The following is a 21,924-nucleotide window of genomic DNA, read 5'->3' as shown; positions in this document are numbered from 1 at the left end:
GCATTCCAGCGCCCCGGTGCCCGTGCGTACGGTCTGCCCATGCCTGATCCGGGCATGTTCTTCGACCCGTGGAGTGCCGATGAGCCGCCGTGGCCTGCTGCTGTTCATGACCGTGTCCGTGCTGTGGGGCGTGCCCTACCTTCTGGTCAGCGTGGCCTTGGAGGGGCTGGGGCCGGTGAGCGTGGCGGCGGGGCGGGTCACTTTGGGGGCCTTGGTCCTCCTGCCGATGGCGTGGCGGCGCGGCCTGCCGCGGCTGCTGCGCGAGCGATGGCGTCCACTGCTGCTGCTCGCCGCGGTGGAGGTCGCCGCTCCGCTCACCCTCATCGCGGTGGGTGAGCGCACGGTGCCTTCCGGGCTCGCCGGGGTGCTGATCGCCACGGAACCGCTGTTCATCCTGGCCCTGGGCCTTTTCTGGGGGAAGCGTCGGCGACTGGCGCGCGGGGCGTGGGCCGGTGCGGCTCTCGGCTTCCTCGGCGTCGTCGTCCTGCTCGGGGTGGCGGGCACGGGCACGGGTGCCGTACTCGTGTGGGCAGCCGCGGCCTGCTACGCGGTGGGCGCGGTGCTGATGCACCGTCTCTTCCCCGGCGTACCACCCCTGACCGTCGCCGCGGGCATGCTGGCGCCGGCCGCCGGCCCACTGCTGGCGGTGGCCGCGGTCACGGAACCGGCTCCGCAGGTCACGGCCCGGGTCCTGGTCGCGGTCATCGGCCTGGGCGCGGCCTGCACGGCGGGCGGCTTCACCGCGTTCTTCGCCCTGATCGGCGCCGAGGGCCCGGCACGTGCTGCGTTCATCACCTACGTCGCGCCGGTCGTCGCGGTCGCCGCGGGAGTGCTCCTGCGCTCCGAACCCGTCACCACACGCACGGTCGTCGGCACCTTGCTGGTCCTGGCCGGAGCCGCACTGGCCGCCCGCCGGCCCACCGCGGCAGCCCTGCCCGACTCACCCGAAGTGCCGGCCCTCTCGGACAAGCGAACAGGGAGTAGGCAGGACGTCGGGCATGTCGTCGATGGCTCTCATGGTGCCGAAGCCGACGTCCAGCCCCTTTGACGCGCGGCCGGGTCACACCCCGCCGGGGCGGGCCACCACCTCCGCGGTGGTCGGGGAGCGGTGCCGCGCCGACTCGGCACCGCTCCCTGTCTCAGGGGCCGCCGGCCGGCCCGTCCGGCGGGTCCTCGGTGCGGCCGCGCAGCACCGCGTCGACCGCCACGATGAGGTCGCCGTCCGGTGCATCCGGCGGGAAGGCGGCCAGCATCCCGCGCGCCTCGTAGTAGCGCAGCACCCGCCGGGCCTCGTCCGCACCGGTCCACTCCGCGCCGTGCAGCAGCACGACGAGGTCGGCGAAGGCCAGCGCGGGGCGCAGACCGCCGATGCCGCTCGCCCCGTCGAGGAGTTGGGGGGCGCTGTCGATGACGTAGCCGCCGGGAGGCAGCGGCCGGCGCCTGAGCAGGAGGTCGGCCGCGGGCAATCGGGGGATCCCGTAGTGGTCGGCCAGCCGGGCGGCACGCGCGAGGCGCGCCCCCTCGTTCGCTCCGATCACCACGAGACGCGGGGCGGCGGACACCATGGTGAGCCCCCTCCCGCACCGTGCCGATGTCTCACGGCGGCCGATGGCGTCCCCGGCGACAACCGGCGGGGTCTCCGACGGGTGACCGGCGAGCCCGCGGTGGCGAGGCGCCATCGGCCGCCGGCACCAGAATCCCCCGTACACCTCAGGGGCCACAACGGTTGCAATGCGTTGCAGTGCGTTGCGACGGACCGGAACAATGGCCCTTCCAGGACGGCCTGATGACGGCTCGCTGGGCACCGCCCACCGGAGTGCACAACGGAGAGCAGCGTGAGCGACAGACCGATCGACAGCGCCATCTGGTCGGACCGGGACGTCCGCGCCACCACCCGCCGCCTCGCCACGGTGCACGAGGCCGCGCTCGCGGGCGAGGCGACGGGCGGCGCTCCGCTCGCCGCACCCCGCGCGGTGATCGGCGAATCCTGGCGCCGGGTGCTGGTCTCGGGGAGCGTGGACCCGGACCGCGATTCGCCGCAAACCCTGCTCTCGGTCGCGGAGTTGGAGCACCGTCGGCAGGTCTCCCAGCTGGCGGCGGTGCTGCCGGTCCTCCACGAGGGGCTGCTGCCGGCCGCCGACGCCGCGCAGCAGATCATGGTCGTCACCGACGCCGAGGGCCGGGTGCTGTGGCGCGAGGGCAGCGCGCCGGTCCGTCGGATGGCCGACCGGCTGGGCTTCGACAAGGGCGCCGACTGGCGGGAGGGCGTCGTCGGCACCAATGCCATCGGCACCGCGCTGGTGGCCCGCCGGCCCATACTGGTGCACTCTGCGGAGCACTTCGTCCGCAGCCATCACCAGTGGACGTGTGCCGCGGCGCCGCTCCACGACCCGCGCGACGGACGGCTGCTGGGCACGGTGGACCTCAGCGGTCCGGCGCCCTCCTTCCACCCCACGACGCTCTCCCTGGTGTCCGCGGTCGCCCGGCTCGCGGAGGGCGAGCTGCGCAGCCGCCACCAGCTGTCCCTGGAGCGGCTGCGGTCGAGCGCGGCGCCGGTGCTGGCGCGGCTCGGCGGGCGGGCGCTGGCCGTCGACCCGAACGGCTGGGTCGTGGGGGTCACGGGCCTGACGCCGCCGGACCGGGTGGCGCTGCCCAAGGCGCCCCAGGCCGGGCCGCTGTGGTTGCCGCGGTACGGCAGCTGCGCGCTGGAGCCGCTGCCCGGCGGCTGGCTGATCCGGGTCGGGCGGCAGGAGCGGGACGGGGGACCGAGCCGGGTGCTGCTGGACGTCAGCGGCCGGGACGGCCCCACGATCACCGTCAGCGGCCCGGCCGGTAGCTGGGCGCACGAGCTGACGCCGCGCCATGCCGAGCTGCTGTTCGTCCTCGCCGCGCATCCGCAGGGGCGCAGCGCCGCCGAACTCGCCCGGGACCTGTTCGGCGACGAGAGCCGTACGGTCACGGTGCGGGCCGAACTCTCCCGCCTGCGCCGCCATCTCGCGAGCGTGCTGGCACACCGGCCGTACCGCTTCGCGGACGGGGTGGAGGTGGAGCTCCGGCTGCCGGCGGCGCGGGCCCATCTGCTCCCGCAGTCGTCGGCGCCCGCGGTGGCGGCGGCTCGGCGGGGGTGACCGGGTGGCGCGGGCGGGGACGAGCCGACGGCGCGGGCCGGGATGACCGGGTGGCGCGGGCGGAGATGAGCCGACGGCGCGAGCGGGGCTGACCGGGCGGCGCGGGGCCGGCGCGGAAATTCGGATGCGGACGCGCGTTCCCCTCTCCTAGGGTGGGCCGCACTCATACCGCAGCTCCCTCCAGAAGGACGTCGCAGAACGGGAGCAGCCCGCGCCACCCCGCGCGGAAGAGGACGAGTGGGCGACATCGAGTTCCGTCATGCCCGCACGTCCTTCTGGAGGACCTCCATGTCCGTCGGCCTCGGCCTTCCCATCGGCGACCCCGCGCAGCTGCTCAGCTGGGCCCGGCGCGCCGAAGCCACCCCCTTCACCACGGTCGCCCTGCTCGACCGGCTGGTGTTCCACAACCCCGAACCGCTGATCACGCTGGCCACCCTGGCCGGCGCCACCTCCCGGATCCGCCTCCAGACCGAGGTGCTGCTGGCCCCGCTGCACCGTACGGCGCTGCTCGCCAAGCAGGCCGCCACCCTCGATCTGCTCTCCGGCTCCCGCTTCACCCTCGGCATCGGTATCGGCGGCCGCGACGACGACTATCTGGCCGCCGACGTCGACCTGCGCACCCGTGGCCGGCGGCTGGACGCACAGATGGCGACCCTGCGGCGGCTCTGGTCGGGCGAGCCGCTCTCCGAGGAGGTCGGCCCGATCGGTCCCGCGCCCGCGCGGCCCGGTGGGCCCGAGGTGCTGTTCGGCGGCTTCGTACCCGCCGCGATCGAGCGCGTCGCCCGCTACGGCGACGGCTTCCTCGGCGCCAGCCTGCCGCCCGCGCACATGGACGGCATGTTCCGCGCCGTGGAGGAGGCGTGGTCGCGGACCGGGCGTACGGGCCGGCCGCGGCTGCTGGCCCAGGTCAATGTGGCGCTCGGCCCGCCGTCGGTCGTCGACCGCGCCCGCCGGGAACTGCGCGCGTACTACCAGCCGAGCGGCCACACCGACCATGTCGTCAACGGGCTGCTCACCACCGGGGCACAGATCCGTGCGGCGGTGTCCGCGTACCGGGCGATCGGCGCGGACGAAGTGATGCTCTACTGCTGGTCCCCGGGCCCGGACCAGGTCGAGCGGCTGGCCGACGCGGTGTTCGGGACGGAGTAGCCGACACGTCGGCCGCCCGGCGGGTCCGGGCGGCCGGGCCGGCCGCCACCCGTTCGGCCAACTGCGCTCGCCGCCGCCCCGCGGGCGCGCCTAGCGTGCCGACTGCGGACCGTGCACCGCGGGGCGCGCGGCCGCGGGAGGTGAGCGATGAGCCCGGCAGGCCCGACCGAAGCGGCGGCCGCGGAACCGGCCGCCGCCCGTCGGCCCCGGTGGGGCGTGCTGGTCCTGGCCGGACTGATCGGCCTCGGCATGGTGCGTCAGGGGCTGTCCGGCGAGGCGGACGGGCCGCCGCAGCCGGCGGCCGGCGGTGTGCTCTTCCCCGGCGACCTCCCGCCCACCGGCCCGGCGCCGCCCCCGCTGCCCCGTTCCGTGCCCTCCCGGGTGGCGATCGCGTCGATCGGGGTGTCGGCCCCGCTGATGCCGCTGGGCCTGGACGGGCACGGCTGGATCGAGGCGCCGCCGGCCGGTGAGCCCGGGCTGGCGGGCTGGTACGCGGACGCCCCGACGCCGGGGGAGAACGGCACCGCCGTCCTCGTCGGGCATGTCGACAGCGCCGCCGGACCCGCCGTGTTCTACGGGCTGGGCGCCCTGGAGAAGGGCCGGACGATCCGGGTGACCCGCAAGGACGGCCGGACCGCGGTCTTCGAGGTCTACGGGATCCAGGTCTTCGACAAGCACAAGTTCCCCGCCCGGAAGGTCTACGGCCCCACCGGGCGCCCCGAGCTGCGCGTGCTGACCTGCGGCGGCGCCTATGCGGCGGGCTCCGGCTACGCGGGCAATGTGGTGGTCTTCGCCCGGATGACGGGGACCGCGTAGGCCGGCCCGCCGGCCGGTGCCGCCCCGAGATGAGCGGACATCTCATGATGCGGACGCGGCCCGGCCCGCCTCTCCAGGCTCTCCCCCGATCCGTGGCCAGGGCCCGACCGGGTGTGATGTGCTGACGCCATGAGCCTCTCGGTCACCACCTGGTACCTCGAACAGACCTCGCGGGCCGACCTGACTCCCGTCCAGGGGCCGCCGCCCGAGCAGGGCGTCCGGATCGCCCGGTCCGAGGTGCCCTCGCCGGAGTTCAGCCGCTTCCTCTATACGGCGGTCGGCGGGGACGTCACCTGGACCGACCGGCTGAGGTGGCCGTACACCCGGTGGGCGGAGTACCTCGGGGGGCCGGGCGTAGAGACCTGGGTGGCGTACGAGCGCGGGACCCCCGCCGGGTTCATCGAGCTGGAGGCAGGCCCGGACGGGTCCGTGGAGATCGTCTACTTCGGACTCCTCCCGGCCTTCCGGGGGCGCCGGATCGGCGGGCTGCTGCTCTCGTACGGGATCGAGCGGGCCTGGGACCTCGCCGAGCGGTGGCCGGGGCAGGCCCCGACGAAGCGGGTGTGGGTGCACACGTGCAGCAAGGACGGCCGGCACGCGATGGCCAATTACCAGCGGCGCGGCTTCCGGCTGTACGACACCACGGTGGCCGAGGAGCCCGACGTACCGGCCCCCGGCCCGTGGCCCGGGGCGGGGCCCCGCACGGCCGGCGCGGCCGCCGGAGAGTGACCGACAGCACATTGTCTCGCGATGCGGGACAGAGTTGTCCATATTTTGGATGACGGTGGACTGGCCGGAGAACGGCGTGACAGGCTTCCGTCATGTCTCGAGCTGGAATTGCCTTGGTGAGTCGGCGGCACGTCGACCTCGGCCGCATGTCCAGCGCCATTTGTCGGGCGGGCTGAGGTCGCATTCACCAGGGCCTTCGGCCCTTGGCAGCACTCAGCACCACCGAACCTCCGCCCCTCGTCCCCGCCGTCGCGGACGCCCTGACGCCCCCTGCCCCGCAGGCCTCACCGACGCGTTGCCACGCGCCGCCCTTCGGTGTGTCTGCGCAGGTCATGCCAGGCGTCCGGAGATCCCCGTCCGCCTCCTTGAGCCCGCCCAGAAGGACAGACATCCATGGCCGCCACCCCGGAATCGACCGCAGCTGCCTCGACCCGCCGCAAGGCCGGCCGCCACCGCGGCGAGGGCCAGTGGGCCGTGGGGCACTTCACTCCGCTCAACGGCAACGAGCAGTTCAAGAAGGACGACGACGGTCTCAATGTGCGGACACGCATTGAGACGATCTACTCCAAGGCCGGTTTCGACTCGATCGACCCCAACGACCTGCGCGGACGGATGCGTTGGTGGGGTCTGTACACCCAGCGCAAGCCCGGGATCGACGGCGGCAAGACCGCGATCCTGGAGCCGGAGGAGCTGGACGACAAGTACTTCATGCTGCGGGTCCGGATCGACGGCGGCCGGCTGACCGTGGCGCAGCTGCGCGCCATCGGCGAGGTCTCCGAGCAGTACGCCCGCGGCACCGCGGACATCACCGACCGGCAGAACATCCAGCTGCACTGGATCCGCATCGAGGACGTCCCCGCCATCTGGGAGAAGCTGGAGTCCGTGGGGCTCTCCACGACCGAGGCCTGCGGCGACTGCCCGCGAGTGATCATCGGCTCCCCGGTGGCCGGCATCGCGGCGGACGAGATCATCGACGGCACCCCGGCCGTCGACGAGATCCACGAGCGCTACATCGGCAGCAAGGAATTCTCCAACCTGCCGCGGAAGTTCAAGACGGCGATCTCCGGCTCGCCCGTCCAGGACGTGGTCCACGAGATCAACGACGTGGCCTTCGTCGGTGTCGTCCACCCCGAGCACGGCCCCGGCTTCGACCTCTGGGTCGGCGGCGGCCTGTCCACCAACCCCAAGCTCGCCCAGCGCCTGGGCACCTGGGTGCCGCTGGACGAGGTCGCGGACGTGTGGGCCGGTGTCGTCGGCATCTTCCGTGACTACGGCTACCGCCGGCTGCGCACCCGCGCCCGGCTGAAGTTCCTGATGGCCGACTGGGGCCCGGAGAAGTTCCGCCAGGTGCTGGAGGATGAGTACCTCCAGCGCAAGCTGGTCGACGGCCCCGCGCCCGAAGAGCCTGTCTCCACCTGGCGTGACCACATCGGTGTGCACCGGCAGCAGGACGGCCGCTTCTACGTGGGCTTCGCCCCGCGCGTCGGCCGGGTCGACGGCACCACCCTGACCAAGATCGCCGAACTCGCCGCCGCGCACGGCTCCGACCGGCTGCGCACCACCGTCGAGCAGAAGCTGATCATCCTCGACGTCGAGCAGGACCAGGTCGACGCGCTGGTCGCCGGGCTGGAGGCGCTGGACTTCCAGGTCACCCCCTCGCCGTTCCGGCGCGGCACGATGGCCTGCACCGGCATCGAGTTCTGCAAGCTCGCCATCGTCGAGACCAAGGGCCGCGGTGCCTGGCTCATCGACGAACTGGAGCGCCGGATGCCGGACTTCCAGGAGCCGATCACCATCAACCTCAACGGCTGCCCCAACGCCTGCGCCCGCATCCAGGTCGCGGACATCGGCCTCAAGGGCCAGCTGGTCCTGGACGCCGACGGCAACCAGGTCGAGGGCTACCAGGTGCACCTGGGCGGCGCGCTGGCCCTGGAGGCCGGCTTCGGCCGCAAGGTCCGCGGGCTGAAGGTCACCGCCGAGGAACTCCCCGACTACGTCGAGCGGGTGCTGCGCAATTTCGAGGCGGAGCGCGAGGAAGGCGAGCGGTTCGCCCAGTGGGCGGCCCGTGCGGAAGAGGGTGCGCTGAAGTGAGCGAGCCTCGGCGCGCGGCGCCGGCTGGACCGAGGAGCCGCGCAGTGACGAAGGAACGAGCAGTGACGAGGGAAGCCGGCGCACCCGAGCGCGCCGGGGCTGAGCGGGGGACACCGTGAGCGAACGCGCCGCGCCGTTCTACTGCCCGTACTGCGGGGACGAGGACCTCCAGCCTTCCGAGGAGGGCCACGGAGCGTGGGAATGCCGGTCGTGCAGCCGGGCGTTCCGGCTGAAGTTCCTGGGCCTGCTGGCCCCGGGAGCCACCGACCTCTCCCCTTCCGCTTCCGACGGAGGTACGCCGTGACCACCGCTACCGACCTTCAGCAGCTCGCCGAGCAGGCGGGCCGCGATCTGGAGGACGCATCCGCCCTGGAGATCCTCAAGTGGGCCGCCGAGACCTTCGGTCCGCGCTTCTGCGTCACCTCCTCCATGGAGGACGCGGTCGTCGCGCACCTGGCCTCGCGGGCCTTCCCCGGCGTGGACGTGGTCTTCCTGGACACCGGCTACCACTTCCCGGAGACGATCGGGACGCGGGACGCGGTCGCCGAGGTGATGGATGTCAACGTCCTCACCCTGACGCCGCGGCAGACCGTGGCCGAGCAGGACGCCGAGTACGGCCCGAAGCTGCACGACCGCAACCCCGACCTGTGCTGCGCGCTGCGCAAGGTCCGGCCCCTCGAAGAGGGTCTGGCCGCCTACGACGCCTGGGCGACGGGGCTGCGCCGGGACGAGTCGCCGACCCGGGCGGGCACCCCGGTCGTCGGCTGGGACCCCAAGCGGCAGAAGGTGAAGATCTCGCCGATCGCCCGCTGGACGCAGGCCGATGTGGATGCGTACGTGACCGAGCACGGGGTGCTCACCAATCCGCTGCTGATGGACGGCTACGCCTCCGTCGGCTGTGCGCCCTGCACCCGCCGGGTGCTGGAGGGCGAGGACGCCAGGGCCGGCCGCTGGGCCGGCAGCAACAAGACCGAGTGCGGGCTGCACGGATGACGGACCATCAGGAGATAGCCATGACGGGCGCCACGATCTGGCTGACCGGTCTGCCGAGCGCGGGCAAGACGACCCTCGCGCACGAGCTGGCCGGCCGGCTGCGCGGCGAGGGCCACCGGGTCGAGGTGCTCGACGGCGACGAGATCCGCGAGTTCCTCTCCGCGGGGCTCGGCTTCAGCCGCGAGGACCGGCACACCAACGTCCAGCGCATCGGCTTCGTGGCCGAACTGCTGGCGAGCAACGGCGTCAAGGCGCTGGTGCCGGTGATCGCGCCGTACGCGGACAGCCGGGAGGCGGTGCGCAAGCGCCACCAGACCGAGGGCACCGCGTACCTGGAGGTGCATGTGGCCACCCCCGTCGAGGTGTGCTCCGAGCGGGATGTGAAGGGGCTGTACGCCAAGCAGGCGGCCGGCGAGATCTCCGGGCTGACCGGCGTGGACGACCCGTACGAGGCCCCCGAATCGCCCGATCTGCGCATCGAGTCGCACACCCAGACCGTGCAGGAGTCCGCCGCGGCGCTGCACACGCTGCTCACCGAGAGGGGACTGGCATGACGACGGCCGCTTCCATCACCGCGACCGGCCCGGGCCACGAGGGCGACTCCCCGTACGCCCTCTCCCACCTCGACTCGCTGGAGTCCGAGGGCGTGCACATCTTCCGCGAGGTGGCGGGCGAGTTCGAGCGGCCGGTGATCCTGTTCTCCGGCGGCAAGGACTCCATCGTCATGCTGCACCTCGCGCTGAAGGCGTTCGCGCCGGCCGCGGTGCCGTTCTCGCTGCTGCACGTCGACACCGGGCACAACTTCCCCGAGGTCCTCGACTACCGCGACCGCACCGTCGAGCGGCACGGGCTGCGGCTGCACGTCGCCCACGTACAGGACTTCATCGACCGCGGTGAGCTGCGCGAGCGCCCGGACGGCACCCGTAACCCGCTGCAGACCGTCCCGCTGCTGGACGCCATCGAGAAGAACCGCTTCGACGCGGTCTTCGGCGGCGGCCGCCGGGACGAGGAGAAGGCGCGCGCCAAGGAGCGGGTGTTCTCGCTGCGCGACGAGTTCGGCGGCTGGGACCCGCGCCGGCAGCGCCCCGAGCTGTGGCAGCTCTACAACGGCAAGCACTCCCCCGGCGAGCACGTCCGGGTCTTCCCGCTGTCCAACTGGACCGAGCTGGACGTGTGGCAGTACATCGCCCGCGAGAAGATCGAACTGCCCGCCATCTACTACGCCCACGAGCGCGAGGTCTTCGGCCGCAGCGGCATGTGGCTGGCGCCCGGTGAGTGGGGCGGCCCCAAGGACGGCGAGACCCTGGAGACCCGGCAGGTGCGCTACCGCACCGTCGGCGACATGTCCTGCACCGGTGCCGTCGACTCCGACGCGGACACCATCGAGGCCGTCATCGCGGAGATCGCCGCGTCCCGGCTGACCGAACGGGGTGCGACCAGGGCCGACGACAAGATGTCCGAGGCCGCCATGGAGGACCGCAAGCGCGAGGGGTACTTCTAACCATGAGCACGACCCATGCTGTTGAAGACGTCGTTGACGCGGGTGCCACCTCGCTGCTGCGGTTCGCCACCGCCGGATCCGTCGACGACGGCAAGTCGACGCTGGTGGGCCGGCTGCTGCACGACTCCAAGTCGGTGCTCGCCGACCAGCTGGAGGCCGTCGAGCGCGTCTCCCTGGGCCGCGGGCAGGAGGCGCCCGACCTGGCGCTGCTGACCGACGGGCTGCGCGCCGAGCGCGAGCAGGGCATCACCATCGACGTCGCCTACCGCTACTTCGCCACCCCGCGGCGCCGGTTCATCCTGGCGGACACCCCCGGGCACGTGCAGTACACCCGCAACATGGTCACCGGCGCCTCCACCGCCGAACTGGCCGTGGTGCTGGTCGACGCCCGTAACGGCGTGGTCGAGCAGACCCGCCGGCACGCCGCGGTCGCCGCCCTGCTGCGGGTCCCGCACGTGGTCCTGGCCGTCAACAAGATGGACCTGGTCGACTACGCCGAGCCCGTCTTCGCCGCCATCGCCGAGGAGTTCACGACCTACGCGGCCTCGCTGGGCGTCCCGGAGATCACCGCGATCCCGATCTCGGCGCTGGCCGGCGACAACGTCGTGTCCGCGTCGGCCAACATGGACTGGTACGGCGGCCCGACCGTGCTGGAACACCTGGAGACCGTGCCGGTCGTCACCGACCCCTCGAACGACCCCGGCCGTTTCCCGGTCCAGTTCGTCATCCGTCCGCAGACCGCGGAGCACCCCGACTACCGCGGCTACGCGGGCCAGATCGCCTCCGGTGTGCTGCGCGTCGGCGACGCCGTCACCGTGCTTCCCTCGGGCCGTACGAGCACCATCGAGGCGATCGACGCGCTCGGCCAGGCCGTGGACACCGCGTGGGCACCGCAGTCGGTGACCGTCCGGCTCAGCGATGACCTGGACATCTCGCGCGGCGACCTGATCGCCCCGACGGCCACCGCGCCGGCCGTCTCGCAGGACATCGAGGCGACCATCTGCCATGTGGCGGACCGTCCGCTGAAGGTCGGCGACCGGGTGCTGCTCAAGCACACCACCCGCACGGTCAAGGCGATCGTCAAGGACATCCCGTCCCGGCTGACGCTGGACGACCTCTCCCAGCACCCGGCGCCCGGTGAGCTGGTCGCCAACGACATCGGACGGGTCAAGGTCCGCACGGCCGAGCCGCTGGCCCTGGACGCCTACGCCGACTCCCGGCGCACCGGCTCCTTCCTGCTGATCGACCCGGCGGACGGCACGACGCTGACCGCGGGGATGGCGGGCCACGCCTTCGCACAGGCGGCGGCCGAGGCCGCGCAGGCCGATGGTGACGACGAGGGATGGGACTTCTGATCATGATCCAGGACGTGTTCTCGACCTTCGCGATTGAGGGCGGCCGCATCGGCAGCGGCGCCCTGGGCAGCGGGCAGGGCGGAGTCGGCCGATGTGTGTGCTGACGATGTCTCCCTCCGCTCTCCCCTCACCCTGCTACCGAAGATCCGTCGATCTGCCGGGCGTGCCATAGGGGCACACCGACCCGGCCCTCCGAGAGGAACACCTTCCGTGTCTGCCGTTCGTCACCGCCTGCTGGCCGCTGCTGTCACCGTCCCGCTCCTGGCCGGAGCGCTGGGCGCCTGCGCCTACGGTTCCCAGGCCAAGAAGGACACAGCGGCCGGGGTCGCCCCCAAGGGCCCCAAGACCGATGGGCTCGATCACGTGACGATCGGGCTCTTCGGCAACACGACGCACGCCACTCCCCTGATCGGCCTCCAGAACGGCCAGTTCCAAAAGGAGCTGGGCGGCACGGAGGTGAAGTCCTCCGTCTTCAACGCGGGCCCCGCCGAGATCGAGGCGCTCAACTCGGGCGCCATCGACATCGGCTGGATCGGCCCCTCCCCCGCCATCAACGGCTACGCCAAGTCGCACGGCAAGAGCCTGAAGATCATCGGGGGTTCGGCCTCCGGCGGGGTGTCGCTGGTGGTCAACCCCAAGAAGATCAAGAGCCTGAACGATCTCAAGGGCAAGACGCTCGCGACCCCGCAGCTGGGCAACACCCAGGACGTCGCGCTGCTGAACTACCTGGCCGGCAAGGGCTTCAAGGTGGACCCCACCACCGGCAAGGGTGACGTCACCGTCCAGCGCACCGACAACAAGGTGACGCCCACCGCCTTCCAGCAGGGCTCCATCGACGGCGCCTGGGTCCCCGAGCCCACCGCTTCCAAGCTCGTCGCCGAGGGCGGCAAGAAGCTCCTGGACGAGAAGACGCTGTGGAAGGACGGCAAGTTCGTCATCACGAACATGATCGTCTCGCAGAAGTTCCTCAAGGAGCACCCGAAGGCCGTCGAGGCGGTGCTGCGGGCCTCGGTGCAGACCAACGCCTGGATCCGCTCGCACCCGGCCGAGGCGAAGAAGGCCCTGAACGACAAGCTCGCCTCCCCGGACGTCGCCGGCAAGGCGCTGCCCGCGAACGTCATCGACCCGGCGTTCGGGAACGTCCAGATCACCGATGACCCGCTGGCCGCCACGCTCCAGCAGGAGGCGGACCACGCGGTCAAGGCGGGCCTGCTGAAGAAGCCCGACCTCAAGGGCATCTACGACCTCACGCTGCTGAACAAGGTGCTCAAGTCCGAGGGCAAGCAGCCGGTCGACGACGCCGGACTCGGCAGCAAGTAGCCCGCAGCACCGCACTCCCCCAGGAGGTGACACCGATGACGACCACCACGCTCACCAAGCAGCCCGCCACGGCGGACACGGGCACCACCGTGCCGTACGCGGCTCGCATCGACCATGTCTCGAAGTCGTTCGGCCGCACCGGCGCACAGCAGCATGTGCTGGAGGACATCAGCATCGATGTGGCGCCCGGTGAATTCGTCTGCCTCCTGGGGGCCTCGGGCTGCGGCAAGTCCACCCTGCTCAACCTGGTGGCCGGCCTCGACGCCCCGTCCGCCGGCGCCATCGAGACGCCGGGCGGCCGGCCGGCGCTGATGTTCCAGGAACATGCGCTGTTCCCGTGGCTGACCGCGGGCCGCAACATCGAACTGGCGCTGCGGCTGCGCGGGGTGCCGCGCGCGGAGCGCCGTGCCGAGGCCGAGCGGCTGCTGGAACTCGTCCGGCTCAAGGGTGCCCACGGCAAGCGGGTGCACGAGCTGTCGGGCGGGATGCGCCAGCGCGTCGCGATGGCCCGGGCGCTCGCGCAGGACAGCCAGCTGCTGCTGATGGACGAGCCGTTCGCCGCGCTCGACGCGATCACCCGCGATGTGCTGCACGACGAACTGACCCGCATCTGGCGCGAGACGAACCTGTCCGTCCTCTTCGTCACCCACAACGTCCGCGAGGCCGTACGGCTCGCCGAGCGGGTGGTGCTGCTGTCCTCCCGTCCGGGCCGGATCGCCCGCGAGTGGCAGGTCGACATCCCGCAACCGCGCCGCATCGAGGACGCCGCGGTCGCCGACCTTTCCATCGAGATCACCGAACAGCTCCGGGGGGAGATCCGCCGACATGGCCAGCACTGAGACCGACGAACCCGCCGCACCCGCCGCGCCCAGCGCCCGGAACGGCGAGGAGCCCGCGGCCGCCGGCACCGACGCCACCACCGACGCCGGTGACCTCGCCGGTCTGGAGGCCGGACTCGACGCCCTCGAATCCCGGGTCGTCGCCCGGCAGCCGTGGCTGCGGGCCGCCGCCGCCAAGGCGCTGCCGCCCGTCATCGCCATCGCCATCGTGCTCGGCCTGTGGCAGCTCGCCTACCACTTCGCGCTGAAGCCGCACTACCTGCTGCCCAGCCCCCTGGACGTCTTCGGCTCACTGAAGCAGAAGTGGCTGGAGGGCACTCTGCTGAGCTTCGTGTGGACCAGCGTCTCGCGTGGCGCCCTGGGCTTTGTGACGTCGGTCGCCATCGGTACGGTGCTCGGCCTGATCGTCGCCCGGGTCAAGGCCGTTCGGGCCGCGATCGGGCCCATCCTGAGCGGTCTGCAGTCGCTGCCCTCGGTGGCCTGGGTCCCGGCCGCGATCATCTGGTTCGGGCTGAGCGACGCCACGATCTACGCGGTGGTGCTGCTCGGTGCGGTCCCGTCGATCGCCAACGGCCTGGTGGCGGGCGTCGACCAGATCTCCCCGCTCTATCTGCGGGCCGGCCGCACCATCGGCGCGACCGGTCTCACCGGGGTACGGCATGTGCTGCTGCCGGCCGCGCTGCCCGGCTACATCGCCGGACTCAAGCAGGGCTGGGCGTTCTCCTGGCGTTCCCTGATGGCCGCCGAACTCATCGTCAACGCGCCCGATCTGGGCACCGGCCTGGGTCAGCTGCTGGAACAGGGCCGCGAACTCCAGGACATGTCCTGGGTGCTCGCCGCGATCCTGCTGATCCTGATCGTCGGCATCGGCATCGAGCTGCTGATCTTCGCCCCGATCGAGCGCCGGGTGCTGCGCAGCCGCGGCCTCCTCGTCAAGAGCTGACCCCATGGACGCACGCCCCACGCTTCTCGTCATCGCCCACGGCAGCCGCGACCCGCGGCACGCGGCGACCGTCTCCGCGCTCTGTGCACGGGTGCGGGCGCTGCGGCCCGGGCTGCGCGTCGAGGTCGGCTATCTCGACTTCCATGCGCCCCGGGTGCCGCGGGTGCTGGAGCGGCTGGCGGACGAGACGGCGGGGCGGCGCGCAGGGCCGGCGTCCGGGCGCGTACGGGACGTGGTGGCGCTGCCGCTCCTCCTCACCCGCGCCTTCCATGCGAAGTCCGACATCCCGGCGGTACTGCGGGAAGCCGCCACCCGGCTGCCCCGACTGGCCGTCCACCAGGCCGCGGTGCTCGGCCCGTCCGCCCTGCTGACCGCCGCGCTGGAGCGGCGGCTGGCCCAGGCCGGGGTGCGGCCCGGCGACCGCCGCTCGACCGGGGTCGTGCTGGCCTCGGCGGGCTCTTCCGACCCGGAGGCGATCGCAGTGATCGCTGAAATCGCGCGGGAGTGGCGGCGCACTGCTGGATGGTGCGCCGTGCGACCTGCGTTCGCCTCCGCATCTCTGCCCCGCACGGCCGATGCCGTGCGGGAACTGCGGGCCGAGGGCGCCGAGCGGGTGGCCGTCGCCCCGTACGTCATCGCGCCCGGTTTCCTGCCGGACCGCATCGCCGCCGGGGCCCGCGAGGCCGGTGCCGATGTCCTGGCGCCGGTCCTCGGGGCCGCGCCCGAGCTGGCCCGGCTGCTGCTCCGGCGGTACGACGCGGCGGTCGCGGACCGGGCCGGTGCGGACCGGCCGGCGCTGATCGCCTGACCGGTCCCGCCCGGTGCGCCGGTCAGCCGGCCGCGGTGTGCAGCCAGACCGTGGTCCACGGCGGGAGTTGACCGCCGGTGACCGGTGCGGAGGACAGCAGCAGCTCGCCGGCCGGCAGCGGCCGGGGCTCGTCCGACAGGTTGGCCACACACTCCCAGCCGCCCGAGCGGCGGAAGTGGAGTATGTCCGGGGCTGCGGTCGGTGCCTCGTCGGCCCACTCCAGCGCCTCGTCGGCGATCAGCCGGCGGCGGGTGGCCAGCGCCGCGCGGTACAGCTCCAGCGGCGAGGACGCCACGCCCTCCTGCGCTTCGACGGACCACTCGCCCCAGCCCGTGGGCTGCGGCAGCCACGCACCGCCGCTGCCGAACCCGTACGAGCTGCCCGCGCGCCGCCACGGCAGGGGCACCCGGCAGCCGTCCCGCCCCTTCAGCCGGCCCGCGCTGCGGGTCCACACCGGGTCCTGGAGGCTGTCGCGGGTCAGGTCGGCGACCTCGGGCAGTCCCAGTTCCTCGCCCTGGTAGAGGTAGCTCGAACCGGGCAGCGCCAGCATCAGCAGGGTCGCGGCCAGCGCCCGGCGCAGCCCGAAGTCCCGCTCCAGCGGCGGCTCCTGGCCGTCGGAGAGCAGCCAGGCCTCCTCGTCGCGGCCCTCCGGGAGGCCGTAGCGCGAGGCGTGCCGGATCACGTCGTGGTTGGAGAGCACCCAGGTGGCCGTCGCGCCGGCGGCCCGGGCGTCGGCGAGCGCGGTGTCGATGGAGGCGCGCAGCTCCGGCGCGTCCAGCTTCGCCTTCAGGAAGTCGAAGTTGAAGGCCTGCCCCAGCTCCTGGGGGGTGGCGTAGGCGGTGCGGCGGGAGTTGCGCACCCAGGCCTCGGCGACGGCGATACGGGGCGGGTCGTACTCGTTGAAGACCTTGCGCCACTCGCGGAAGATGTCATGGACCTCGTCCCGGTCCCAGAAGGGGTGGCTGCCGTCTTCGGGCAGGTCTTCCGGCCGGTAGCTCTCCACGCCGCCGATGTCGCGCAGCGGTGCGGCCAGGTCCTTGGCGAGGCCGTGGGCCACATCGACCCGGAAGCCGTCGACGCCGCGGTCGGACCAGAAGCGCAGGGTCTGCCGGAAGTCGGCGCGGACCTCGGGGTTGTCCCAGTTGAAGTCGGGCTGCTCGGGGGCGAAGAGGTGGAGGTACCACCAGCCGTCGGGCAGCCGGGTCCAGGCCGGGCCGCCGAAGCAGGAGACCCAGTCGGTGGGCGGCTCCGCCCCTCGCTCGCCCCGCCCCTCGCGGAAGACGTAGCGCTCCCGGGCGGCGGAGCCGGGGGCGGCACGCAACGCCTCCTGGAACCAGACGTGCTGGTCGGAGGAGTGGTTGGGCACGATGTCCACCATCACCTTGATGCCGAGGCGATGGGCCTCGGCGACCATGGCGTCGAAGTCGTCGAGGGTGCCCAGCCGCGGGTCGACGTCGCGGTAGTCGGCGACGTCATAGCCGCCGTCGGCCAGCTCCGAGGGGTAGAAGGGGCTCAGCCAGACGGCGTCCACGCCCAGGCCGGCGAGGTAGGGCAGCCGGGAGGTCACGCCGGGGAGGTCACCGAGACCGTCGCCGTCGGAGTCGGCGAAACTGCGCGGATACACCTGGTAGACGACGGCCTGCCGCCACCAGTCGGTGGTGTTGCTGTCGGAGCCGAGGTGCTGTGCGGTCACGTGGATACCCTTCGGTGCGGTTGCGGTTGCGTGGCGGGTTACGGCGCGGTGCGGCGACGCACGCGACGGGGCGGGGTGGGGCCGGCACCGGCGCCGGCCCCGCGGCCGAGGAGTCACCCCTTGACCGCCCCCGAGGTCATGCCCGAGACGATCGAGCGACGGAAGATCAGGACGAGGATGCCGATGGGCAGGGTGGCGGCCACCGCGCCCGCGAAGAGCGTCCCGTAGGGGACCGTGTACTGGCTGGTGAACAGGGCGATGCCGACCGGGACGGTGCGGTGGCCGTCCTCGCTGTTGAAGGTCAGCGCCAGCAGGAACTCCGCCCAGGTCGCGGTGAAGGTGAAGATGCCCGCGGTGAACAGGCCCGGCCGGGCGAGGGGGGCGATGACGGTCAGGACGATCCGCAGCGGCCCCGCGCCGTCGACGGTGGCCGCCTCCTCCAGTTCATGCGGGATACCGACCAGATAGTTGCGCATGATCCAGATGGCGAACGGCAGATTGAGCGCGACGTACGGCACGATCAGGCCGGCGTAGCTGTTGAGCAGCCCCAGCTGCCGCTCCAGCAGGAACAGCGGGACGACCAGCGCGATCGGCGGGAAGACGGACAGCATCAGCAGTGCGGTCATCAGCGGGCCGCGGCCCCGCAGCGGGGTTCGGGCCAGGGCGTACCCGGCGAAGAAGGACAGGCCCAGCACGACGACCGTCGAGACCGAGGCCACCAGCACGCTGTTGAGCAGATAGCGGCCGATGCCGTTGCGGACGAAGGCCTCCGCGTAGTTGCCGAGCGTCGGCGACTCGGGTGCCAGGGTCGGCGGGGCGGCGCTGATCTCCCCCGGGCCCTTGAAGGACGACGCGAGCATCCAGTACAGCGGCAGCGTCGACAGCACGACGATCGCCAGACCGCCGAGGTTGACGACGTTGCAGTACCGGCGGATGCCGGACGCCGGTGCGCGGCGGCTCATCCCCGCCCCCCTTCGTCGGCCTGCGCCTTGAAGAGCCGCAGGAAGAGCAGACAGCAGCCGACCACGATCACGGCGGAGGTGGTCGCCACCGCCGCGCCCCGGCCGATTTCGAGGTTCTGGAAGAGCGTTTTGTAGCCCAGGATCGCCAGGGACTGGGTGGCGGTGCCGGGACCGCCCTGGGTCAGCACGAAGGGAAGGTCGAAGACGCCGAAGGCCTGCAGGATGCGGAAGAGCACGGCGATGGCCATGATCGGGCGCAGCTGCGGCAGGGTCACCTTCCAGAACGTGGTCCAGGCGTTGGCCCCGTCGATCTCTGCCGCCTCGTAGACGTCGTCGGGAATCAGCATCAGCCCGGCGAGGACGACAATGGCGACAAAGGGCGTGGTTTTCCATACATCGACCACCACCATGGCGCCCATGGCGGAGGCGGGCTGCCCGAGAATGTCCGGCTGGTGGCCGAGTATCTGCTCGAAGAACCAGGTCAGCCCGCCGTAGGTGCCGTTGAAGAGATAGCCCCACAGCTGGGCGGCGACCACATTGATCAGCGCCCAGGGCAGCAGCAGCACGGCAAGGACCCCGCCGCGGGCGGCGCCCAGCCGGTCCAGTACGAGCGCGGCCGCGGTGCCCAGCACCAGCTCCAGCACGACGGTGACGACGGTGAAGCCGAAGGTGAAGGCGAGCGCCTGCCGCCATTCCGGGCTGCTCAGCACGGCGGCGTAATGGTCGCCCGTCAGGGAGCGGAAGCTGAACCCGCCGTATTCCAGGCGGACATCGGCGAAGCTCAGCAGGACCGAGAAGAGCACCGGGAAGACGGTCACCGCACCGATGGTGAGCAGCGCCGGCGAGGCGAAGAGCCAGCCGGTGCGCGCCCGTCGGCGCCGGCTGGCACGGGCCGGACCGCCGCTGTCCGGGGCCGGTCCGTTCCGGGGGCCCGCCTGCTCGGCGGCCGGTTCCCGCGACACGGTCGCGGAGGAGGTCACGGCATTCACAGTGCCCTGCCTTCCAGCGCGGTGCGGATGTCGGCGCGGGCCGCGCGCACGGCCTGGGCCGGCGAGGTCCGGCCGCCGGTCACCGCGTTGGCCTGGGTGTAGAGCGCCTTGCTGACCTGGGAGTAGTACGGGGTCTGCACCGGCCGGGCGACCAGGTGCAGTTCGTGCGTCATGGTGAGCGTGGGGTCGCCGACCTTGCGGGCCTCGGGTCTGGTGAGTACCTCTTGCAGCGCCGGAATCACCCCGGCGTTCTTCAGCAGGATCATCTGTGCCTCCTCGCCCGCGCAGAAGCGGGCGAAGGCGACCGCGGCTCCGAGGTGGTGGGAGTTGGGATTGACGAAGTTGCTCCAGCCGCCGGCGCAGCTCACCCCGGGCGGGCCGCCGCCGGCGAAGCCGGGCCGGGGTGCGACGCCGACCCGGCCGGCGATCTTGGAGGCCGAGCGGTCGGCCGAATTGCCCCACGCGTAGGACCAGTTGCGCAGAAACACGCCGCGGCCGCCGGTGAAGGCGTCCTGCGAGTCCGCCTCGACGTAGGTGGTGACCGTAGAAGGGGTGACTCCGGTCTCGGTGAACTCCCGCATCAGCGCAAAGGCCCGCTCCGCGCCCGGACCGTTCAGCGCCACACCGCCCGAGTGATCCAGTACGGGGGCGTCGGCGTCGGCCAGGAACTCGGTGACGTTGCAGGTCAGCGACTCCGAGACGTTCCCCTGCCAGAGGAAGCCGTAGGCGGCGTCACCGGACCGCTGGATCGTGCGGGAGGTGCGCAGCAGCTCCTCCCAGGTGCGGGGCACCGGCAGTCCGTGCTTGGCCAGCAGGTCCTTGCGGTAGAAGAGGAAGGCGCTGTCGGTGAAGAAGGGCAGCGCATAGACGGCGCCGCGGTATTCGCTGACCCGGCGCAGGGCCGGCGGATACCCCTCCCAGAAGTCTTTGGGCAGCAGCTTCTGCAACGGCAGGGCAAGGGAGTTGGCGCCGAACTGGGCCGGCCAGATGGTGTCGCCGAGATAGACGTCGGGGGTGGGCGAGGCGCCCGCGAGCTGGGTGGTGACCGCGGCCCGATTGCTGTCGGTCGTACTCAGGGCGTTCGACTTTCGGACACGGATATTCGGATGTCGGCGCTGGAACGCACGAATGATCAGGTCGGCCACCACGGGACCGCCCCGGGAGGGGATTTCGGACACCCACCAGGTGAGAGTGGCCGGGGTACGCGGGACGTGGGCAGCCTGGGTCAACAGGGTGTCCAAGGACTTGCCCGCGCAACCGCTGGTGAGCCCGGCTCCGGCGGCGAGACCGCCCGCGAGCAGGGTTCTGCGGCTCAAGGCCATGAGTGCTCCTCACGTCTTGGCTGTCACCGATGACAGCGCTTGCAGGCTAGAAGTGGCCTTGTCGTCAGGTCAACGGGTCGTGAACAGCAGATTTCGTGTGGGGATCACTTGGCAACGCTGTCATCGCCATTTTGTGCTAGCGTCCCGGCATGTCCTCAGCTCGGAGCGAGGCCACGATGGCCGACGTGGCCCATCGGGCGGGGGTCTCGGTGTCCACGGTGTCGCGCACGCTGCGCGGCCTGTCCACCGTCTCGGACCCGACCCGCGCCCGCGTCGAAGCGGCAGCCCGCGAGCTCTCGTTCGCGATCACCCGCAGCGCCTCCAGCCTCGTCACCGGCCGCACCGGCCGGGTCGCCGTCCTCATGCCCCACCTGGCTTCGTGGTTTCTGAGTTCGGCGCTGTCCGGGATGGCGCCCGCGCTGCGCGAGGCGGGCCTGGACCTGCTGGTGTACAGCGTGACCGATGTGCACGAGCGGGCCGATTTCTTCGACCGGCTGCCCGCCCGCCGTAACGCCGACGCCCTCCTCGTGGTGAGCTTCGCCCTCACCCCCGCCGAACGCGCCCGGCTGGACGATCTGGGGATGCCCCTGATCTTCGTCAGCCAGCACGCACCGGGGCGCCCCAGTGTCTATGTGGACGACGAGGACGCCGCCCTGCGCGGCACCCGCCATCTGATCAATCTCGGGCACCGGCGAATCGCCTTTCTCCAGACGTTCGACGAGACCGGCTTCGCCTGGAGCAGCAAGAACCGGCTCGCCGGACATCTGCGCGCCCTCGCCGACGCCGGACTGGAGCACGATCCCTCGCTGGTGATGAGCGTGCCCGACTGGAAGGGCGCCGGAATGGCCACGGCCGTGGGACGGCTGATGAGCCTCCAGGACCCGCCGACCGCGCTGTTCGCCGAGACCGATGACCTGGCGTTCCGGCTGCTGGCGGCACTGCGCGCGGCCAACGTCTCGGTACCGGGGCAGGTTTCGGTCATGGGCTTCGACGACCACGTCATGGCGGGAGTGCTGGGCCTGACCACGCTGGCCCAGCCCGCCGTGGAACTCGGCCGTACCGCCGTACGCCTCACCCGGTCGGTGATCGACAACTCCGACGGCGCCCACGAACGCCACATCGTGCTGCCGACCGAACTCGTCCCCCGCGGCAGCACGGGACCGCCGCCGGCGGCGGGGCGTGAGGACAGGCCCTAGAGGACGTCGCGCGCCGAGCGGGCCCGAGACGGTCAACTCATCGGTGCCCGCAGCCATTTGGCGTACCGCGGGCCGCGCCGGCCGGGACCG

The 21,924-nt window shown here is 72.2% G+C and carries 22 protein-coding genes; 17 read left to right on the top strand and 5 right to left on the bottom strand.

All coding sequences use genetic code 11. The features are described from left to right. The first annotated feature begins 79 nt into the window (after positions 1-79). Positions 80-1,048 (top strand): DMT family transporter, encoded by a 969-nt coding sequence (locus BKA18_RS29555; protein WP_366045793.1) that lies wholly within the window; start codon positions 80-82, stop codon positions 1,046-1,048. A 91-nt stretch (positions 1,049-1,139) separates the two neighbouring features. Here the strand turns inward: BKA18_RS29555 and BKA18_RS29550 are convergent, their stop codons facing one another. Beyond that, positions 1,140-1,565, bottom strand: coding sequence for a hypothetical protein (locus tag BKA18_RS29550; protein ID WP_366045792.1), 426 nt, complete (start codon positions 1,563-1,565; stop codon positions 1,140-1,142). Positions 1,566-1,835: 270 nt separating this feature from the next. On the opposite strand from BKA18_RS29550, the gene BKA18_RS29545 reads away from it, so the two are divergent. The 15 genes from BKA18_RS29545 (at position 1,836) to BKA18_RS29475 (ending at position 15,672) form a co-directional block, all read left to right on the top strand. Further along, the gene (locus BKA18_RS29545) at positions 1,836-3,128 is read left to right on the top strand and encodes a GAF domain-containing protein (RefSeq protein ID WP_366045791.1); all 1,293 of its coding nucleotides are present in this window, start codon (positions 1,836-1,838) and stop codon (positions 3,126-3,128) included. Between the two features lie 288 nt (positions 3,129-3,416). After that, positions 3,417-4,277: an LLM class flavin-dependent oxidoreductase gene (locus BKA18_RS29540; protein WP_366045790.1), complete on the top strand. Its 861-nt coding sequence runs from the start codon at positions 3,417-3,419 to the stop codon at positions 4,275-4,277. A gap of 147 nt (positions 4,278-4,424) precedes the next feature. Then, a complete protein-coding gene (locus tag BKA18_RS29535; RefSeq protein WP_366045789.1) occupies positions 4,425-5,093 on the top strand; it encodes a class F sortase in 669 nt (222 codons plus the stop codon). Between the two features lie 129 nt (positions 5,094-5,222). Then, positions 5,223-5,822, top strand: coding sequence for a GNAT family N-acetyltransferase (locus BKA18_RS29530; protein ID WP_366045788.1), 600 nt, complete (start codon positions 5,223-5,225; stop codon positions 5,820-5,822). A gap of 92 nt (positions 5,823-5,914) precedes the next feature. Continuing rightward, positions 5,915-5,998 carry a putative leader peptide gene (locus tag BKA18_RS29525; RefSeq protein ID WP_350257049.1) on the top strand — a complete coding sequence of 28 codons (84 nt, stop codon included), beginning with the start codon at positions 5,915-5,917 and terminating at the stop codon, positions 5,996-5,998. A 217-nt stretch (positions 5,999-6,215) separates the two neighbouring features. Continuing rightward, positions 6,216-7,913 carry a nitrite/sulfite reductase gene (locus BKA18_RS29520; RefSeq protein WP_366045787.1) on the top strand — a complete coding sequence of 566 codons (1,698 nt, stop codon included), beginning with the start codon at positions 6,216-6,218 and terminating at the stop codon, positions 7,911-7,913. Between the two features lie 115 nt (positions 7,914-8,028). Further along, on the top strand, positions 8,029-8,217 hold the full coding sequence (locus BKA18_RS29515; protein WP_006602344.1) for a hypothetical protein: 189 nt from the start codon (positions 8,029-8,031) through the stop codon (positions 8,215-8,217). Then, positions 8,214-8,906 carry a phosphoadenylyl-sulfate reductase gene (locus BKA18_RS29510; protein ID WP_006602345.1) on the top strand — a complete coding sequence of 231 codons (693 nt, stop codon included), beginning with the start codon at positions 8,214-8,216 and terminating at the stop codon, positions 8,904-8,906. Before BKA18_RS29515 ends, BKA18_RS29510 begins: the two co-directional genes overlap by 4 nt. A gap of 20 nt (positions 8,907-8,926) precedes the next feature. Continuing rightward, positions 8,927-9,460, top strand: a complete 534-nt coding sequence (gene cysC / locus BKA18_RS29505; protein ID WP_366045786.1) for an adenylyl-sulfate kinase — start codon at positions 8,927-8,929, stop codon at positions 9,458-9,460. Next, a complete protein-coding gene (gene cysD, locus BKA18_RS29500; protein ID WP_006602347.1) occupies positions 9,457-10,407 on the top strand; it encodes a sulfate adenylyltransferase subunit CysD in 951 nt (316 codons plus the stop codon). The genes cysC and cysD overlap by 4 nt, the downstream gene beginning before the upstream one ends. Before the next feature lie 2 nt (positions 10,408-10,409). Next, positions 10,410-11,762, top strand: coding sequence for a sulfate adenylyltransferase subunit 1 (locus tag BKA18_RS29495; RefSeq protein ID WP_366045785.1), 1,353 nt, complete (start codon positions 10,410-10,412; stop codon positions 11,760-11,762). A 210-nt stretch (positions 11,763-11,972) separates the two neighbouring features. Then, complete coding sequence (locus BKA18_RS29490) at positions 11,973-13,082, top strand: aliphatic sulfonate ABC transporter substrate-binding protein (RefSeq protein ID WP_366045784.1); 1,110 nt, start codon at positions 11,973-11,975, stop codon at positions 13,080-13,082. A gap of 35 nt (positions 13,083-13,117) precedes the next feature. Next, the gene (locus BKA18_RS29485; RefSeq protein ID WP_366045783.1) at positions 13,118-13,921 is read left to right on the top strand and encodes an ABC transporter ATP-binding protein; all 804 of its coding nucleotides are present in this window, start codon (positions 13,118-13,120) and stop codon (positions 13,919-13,921) included. Further along, the gene (locus BKA18_RS29480; protein WP_366045782.1) at positions 13,908-14,864 is read left to right on the top strand and encodes an ABC transporter permease; all 957 of its coding nucleotides are present in this window, start codon (positions 13,908-13,910) and stop codon (positions 14,862-14,864) included. Before BKA18_RS29485 ends, BKA18_RS29480 begins: the two co-directional genes overlap by 14 nt. Positions 14,865-14,868: 4 nt before the next feature. Beyond that, positions 14,869-15,672 carry a sirohydrochlorin chelatase gene (locus BKA18_RS29475; RefSeq protein ID WP_366045781.1) on the top strand — a complete coding sequence of 268 codons (804 nt, stop codon included), beginning with the start codon at positions 14,869-14,871 and terminating at the stop codon, positions 15,670-15,672. 22 nt (positions 15,673-15,694) lie between these two features. On the opposite strand, the gene BKA18_RS29470 is transcribed toward BKA18_RS29475, so the two are convergent. The 4 genes from BKA18_RS29470 to BKA18_RS29455 form a co-directional block, all read right to left on the bottom strand. Beyond that, positions 15,695-17,365 carry a glycoside hydrolase family 13 protein gene (locus BKA18_RS29470; RefSeq protein ID WP_366045780.1) on the bottom strand — a complete coding sequence of 557 codons (1,671 nt, stop codon included), beginning with the start codon at positions 17,363-17,365 and terminating at the stop codon, positions 15,695-15,697. Between the two features lie 113 nt (positions 17,366-17,478). Continuing rightward, a complete protein-coding gene (locus tag BKA18_RS29465; RefSeq protein ID WP_366045779.1) occupies positions 17,479-18,327 on the bottom strand; it encodes a carbohydrate ABC transporter permease in 849 nt (282 codons plus the stop codon). Further along, the gene (locus BKA18_RS29460) at positions 18,324-19,307 is read right to left on the bottom strand and encodes a carbohydrate ABC transporter permease (RefSeq protein WP_366045778.1); all 984 of its coding nucleotides are present in this window, start codon (positions 19,305-19,307) and stop codon (positions 18,324-18,326) included. Before BKA18_RS29460 ends, BKA18_RS29465 begins: the two co-directional genes overlap by 4 nt. A 5-nt stretch (positions 19,308-19,312) precedes the next feature. Further along, positions 19,313-20,638, bottom strand: a complete 1,326-nt coding sequence (locus BKA18_RS29455) for an extracellular solute-binding protein (protein ID WP_366045777.1) — start codon at positions 20,636-20,638, stop codon at positions 19,313-19,315. Positions 20,639-20,787: 149 nt separating this feature from the next. Between BKA18_RS29455 and BKA18_RS29450 the strand changes: the two genes are divergently transcribed. Then, complete coding sequence (locus BKA18_RS29450; protein ID WP_366045776.1) at positions 20,788-21,834, top strand: LacI family DNA-binding transcriptional regulator; 1,047 nt, start codon at positions 20,788-20,790, stop codon at positions 21,832-21,834. The last annotated feature ends 90 nt before the right edge of the window (positions 21,835-21,924 follow it).

Origin of the sequence: Streptomyces auratus, from assembly GCF_050433025.1 — a bacterium.
Lineage (GTDB): Bacteria > Actinomycetota > Actinomycetes > Streptomycetales > Streptomycetaceae > Streptomyces > Streptomyces sioyaensis.
Note: the sequence above shows the minus strand (reverse complement) of the source record. Positions and strands in the feature narration are given on the sequence as shown.

Bases quoted from the DNA above. Each gene is read 5' to 3' on its own strand.
- BKA18_RS29555 (WP_366045793.1), top strand. From the start codon at position 80: ATGAGCCGCCGTGGCCTGCTGCTGTTCATGACCGTGTCCGTGCTGTGG.
- BKA18_RS29550 (WP_366045792.1), bottom strand. From the start codon at position 1,565: ATGGTGTCCGCCGCCCCGCGTCTCGTGGTGATCGGAGCGAACGAGGGG.
- BKA18_RS29540 (WP_366045790.1), top strand. From the start codon at position 3,417: ATGTCCGTCGGCCTCGGCCTTCCCATCGGCGACCCCGCGCAGCTGCTC.
- BKA18_RS29535 (WP_366045789.1), top strand. From the start codon at position 4,425: ATGAGCCCGGCAGGCCCGACCGAAGCGGCGGCCGCGGAACCGGCCGCC.
- BKA18_RS29530 (WP_366045788.1), top strand. From the start codon at position 5,223: ATGAGCCTCTCGGTCACCACCTGGTACCTCGAACAGACCTCGCGGGCC.
- BKA18_RS29525 (WP_350257049.1), top strand. From the start codon at position 5,915: ATGTCTCGAGCTGGAATTGCCTTGGTGAGTCGGCGGCACGTCGACCTC.
- BKA18_RS29520 (WP_366045787.1), top strand. From the start codon at position 6,216: ATGGCCGCCACCCCGGAATCGACCGCAGCTGCCTCGACCCGCCGCAAG.
- cysC (WP_366045786.1), top strand. From the start codon at position 8,927: ATGACGGGCGCCACGATCTGGCTGACCGGTCTGCCGAGCGCGGGCAAG.
- cysD (WP_006602347.1), top strand. From the start codon at position 9,457: ATGACGACGGCCGCTTCCATCACCGCGACCGGCCCGGGCCACGAGGGC.
- BKA18_RS29495 (WP_366045785.1), top strand. From the start codon at position 10,410: ATGAGCACGACCCATGCTGTTGAAGACGTCGTTGACGCGGGTGCCACC.
- BKA18_RS29485 (WP_366045783.1), top strand. From the start codon at position 13,118: ATGACGACCACCACGCTCACCAAGCAGCCCGCCACGGCGGACACGGGC.
- BKA18_RS29480 (WP_366045782.1), top strand. From the start codon at position 13,908: ATGGCCAGCACTGAGACCGACGAACCCGCCGCACCCGCCGCGCCCAGC.
- BKA18_RS29475 (WP_366045781.1), top strand. From the start codon at position 14,869: ATGGACGCACGCCCCACGCTTCTCGTCATCGCCCACGGCAGCCGCGAC.
- BKA18_RS29465 (WP_366045779.1), bottom strand. From the start codon at position 18,327: ATGAGCCGCCGCGCACCGGCGTCCGGCATCCGCCGGTACTGCAACGTC.
- BKA18_RS29455 (WP_366045777.1), bottom strand. From the start codon at position 20,638: ATGGCCTTGAGCCGCAGAACCCTGCTCGCGGGCGGTCTCGCCGCCGGA.
- BKA18_RS29450 (WP_366045776.1), top strand. From the start codon at position 20,788: ATGTCCTCAGCTCGGAGCGAGGCCACGATGGCCGACGTGGCCCATCGG.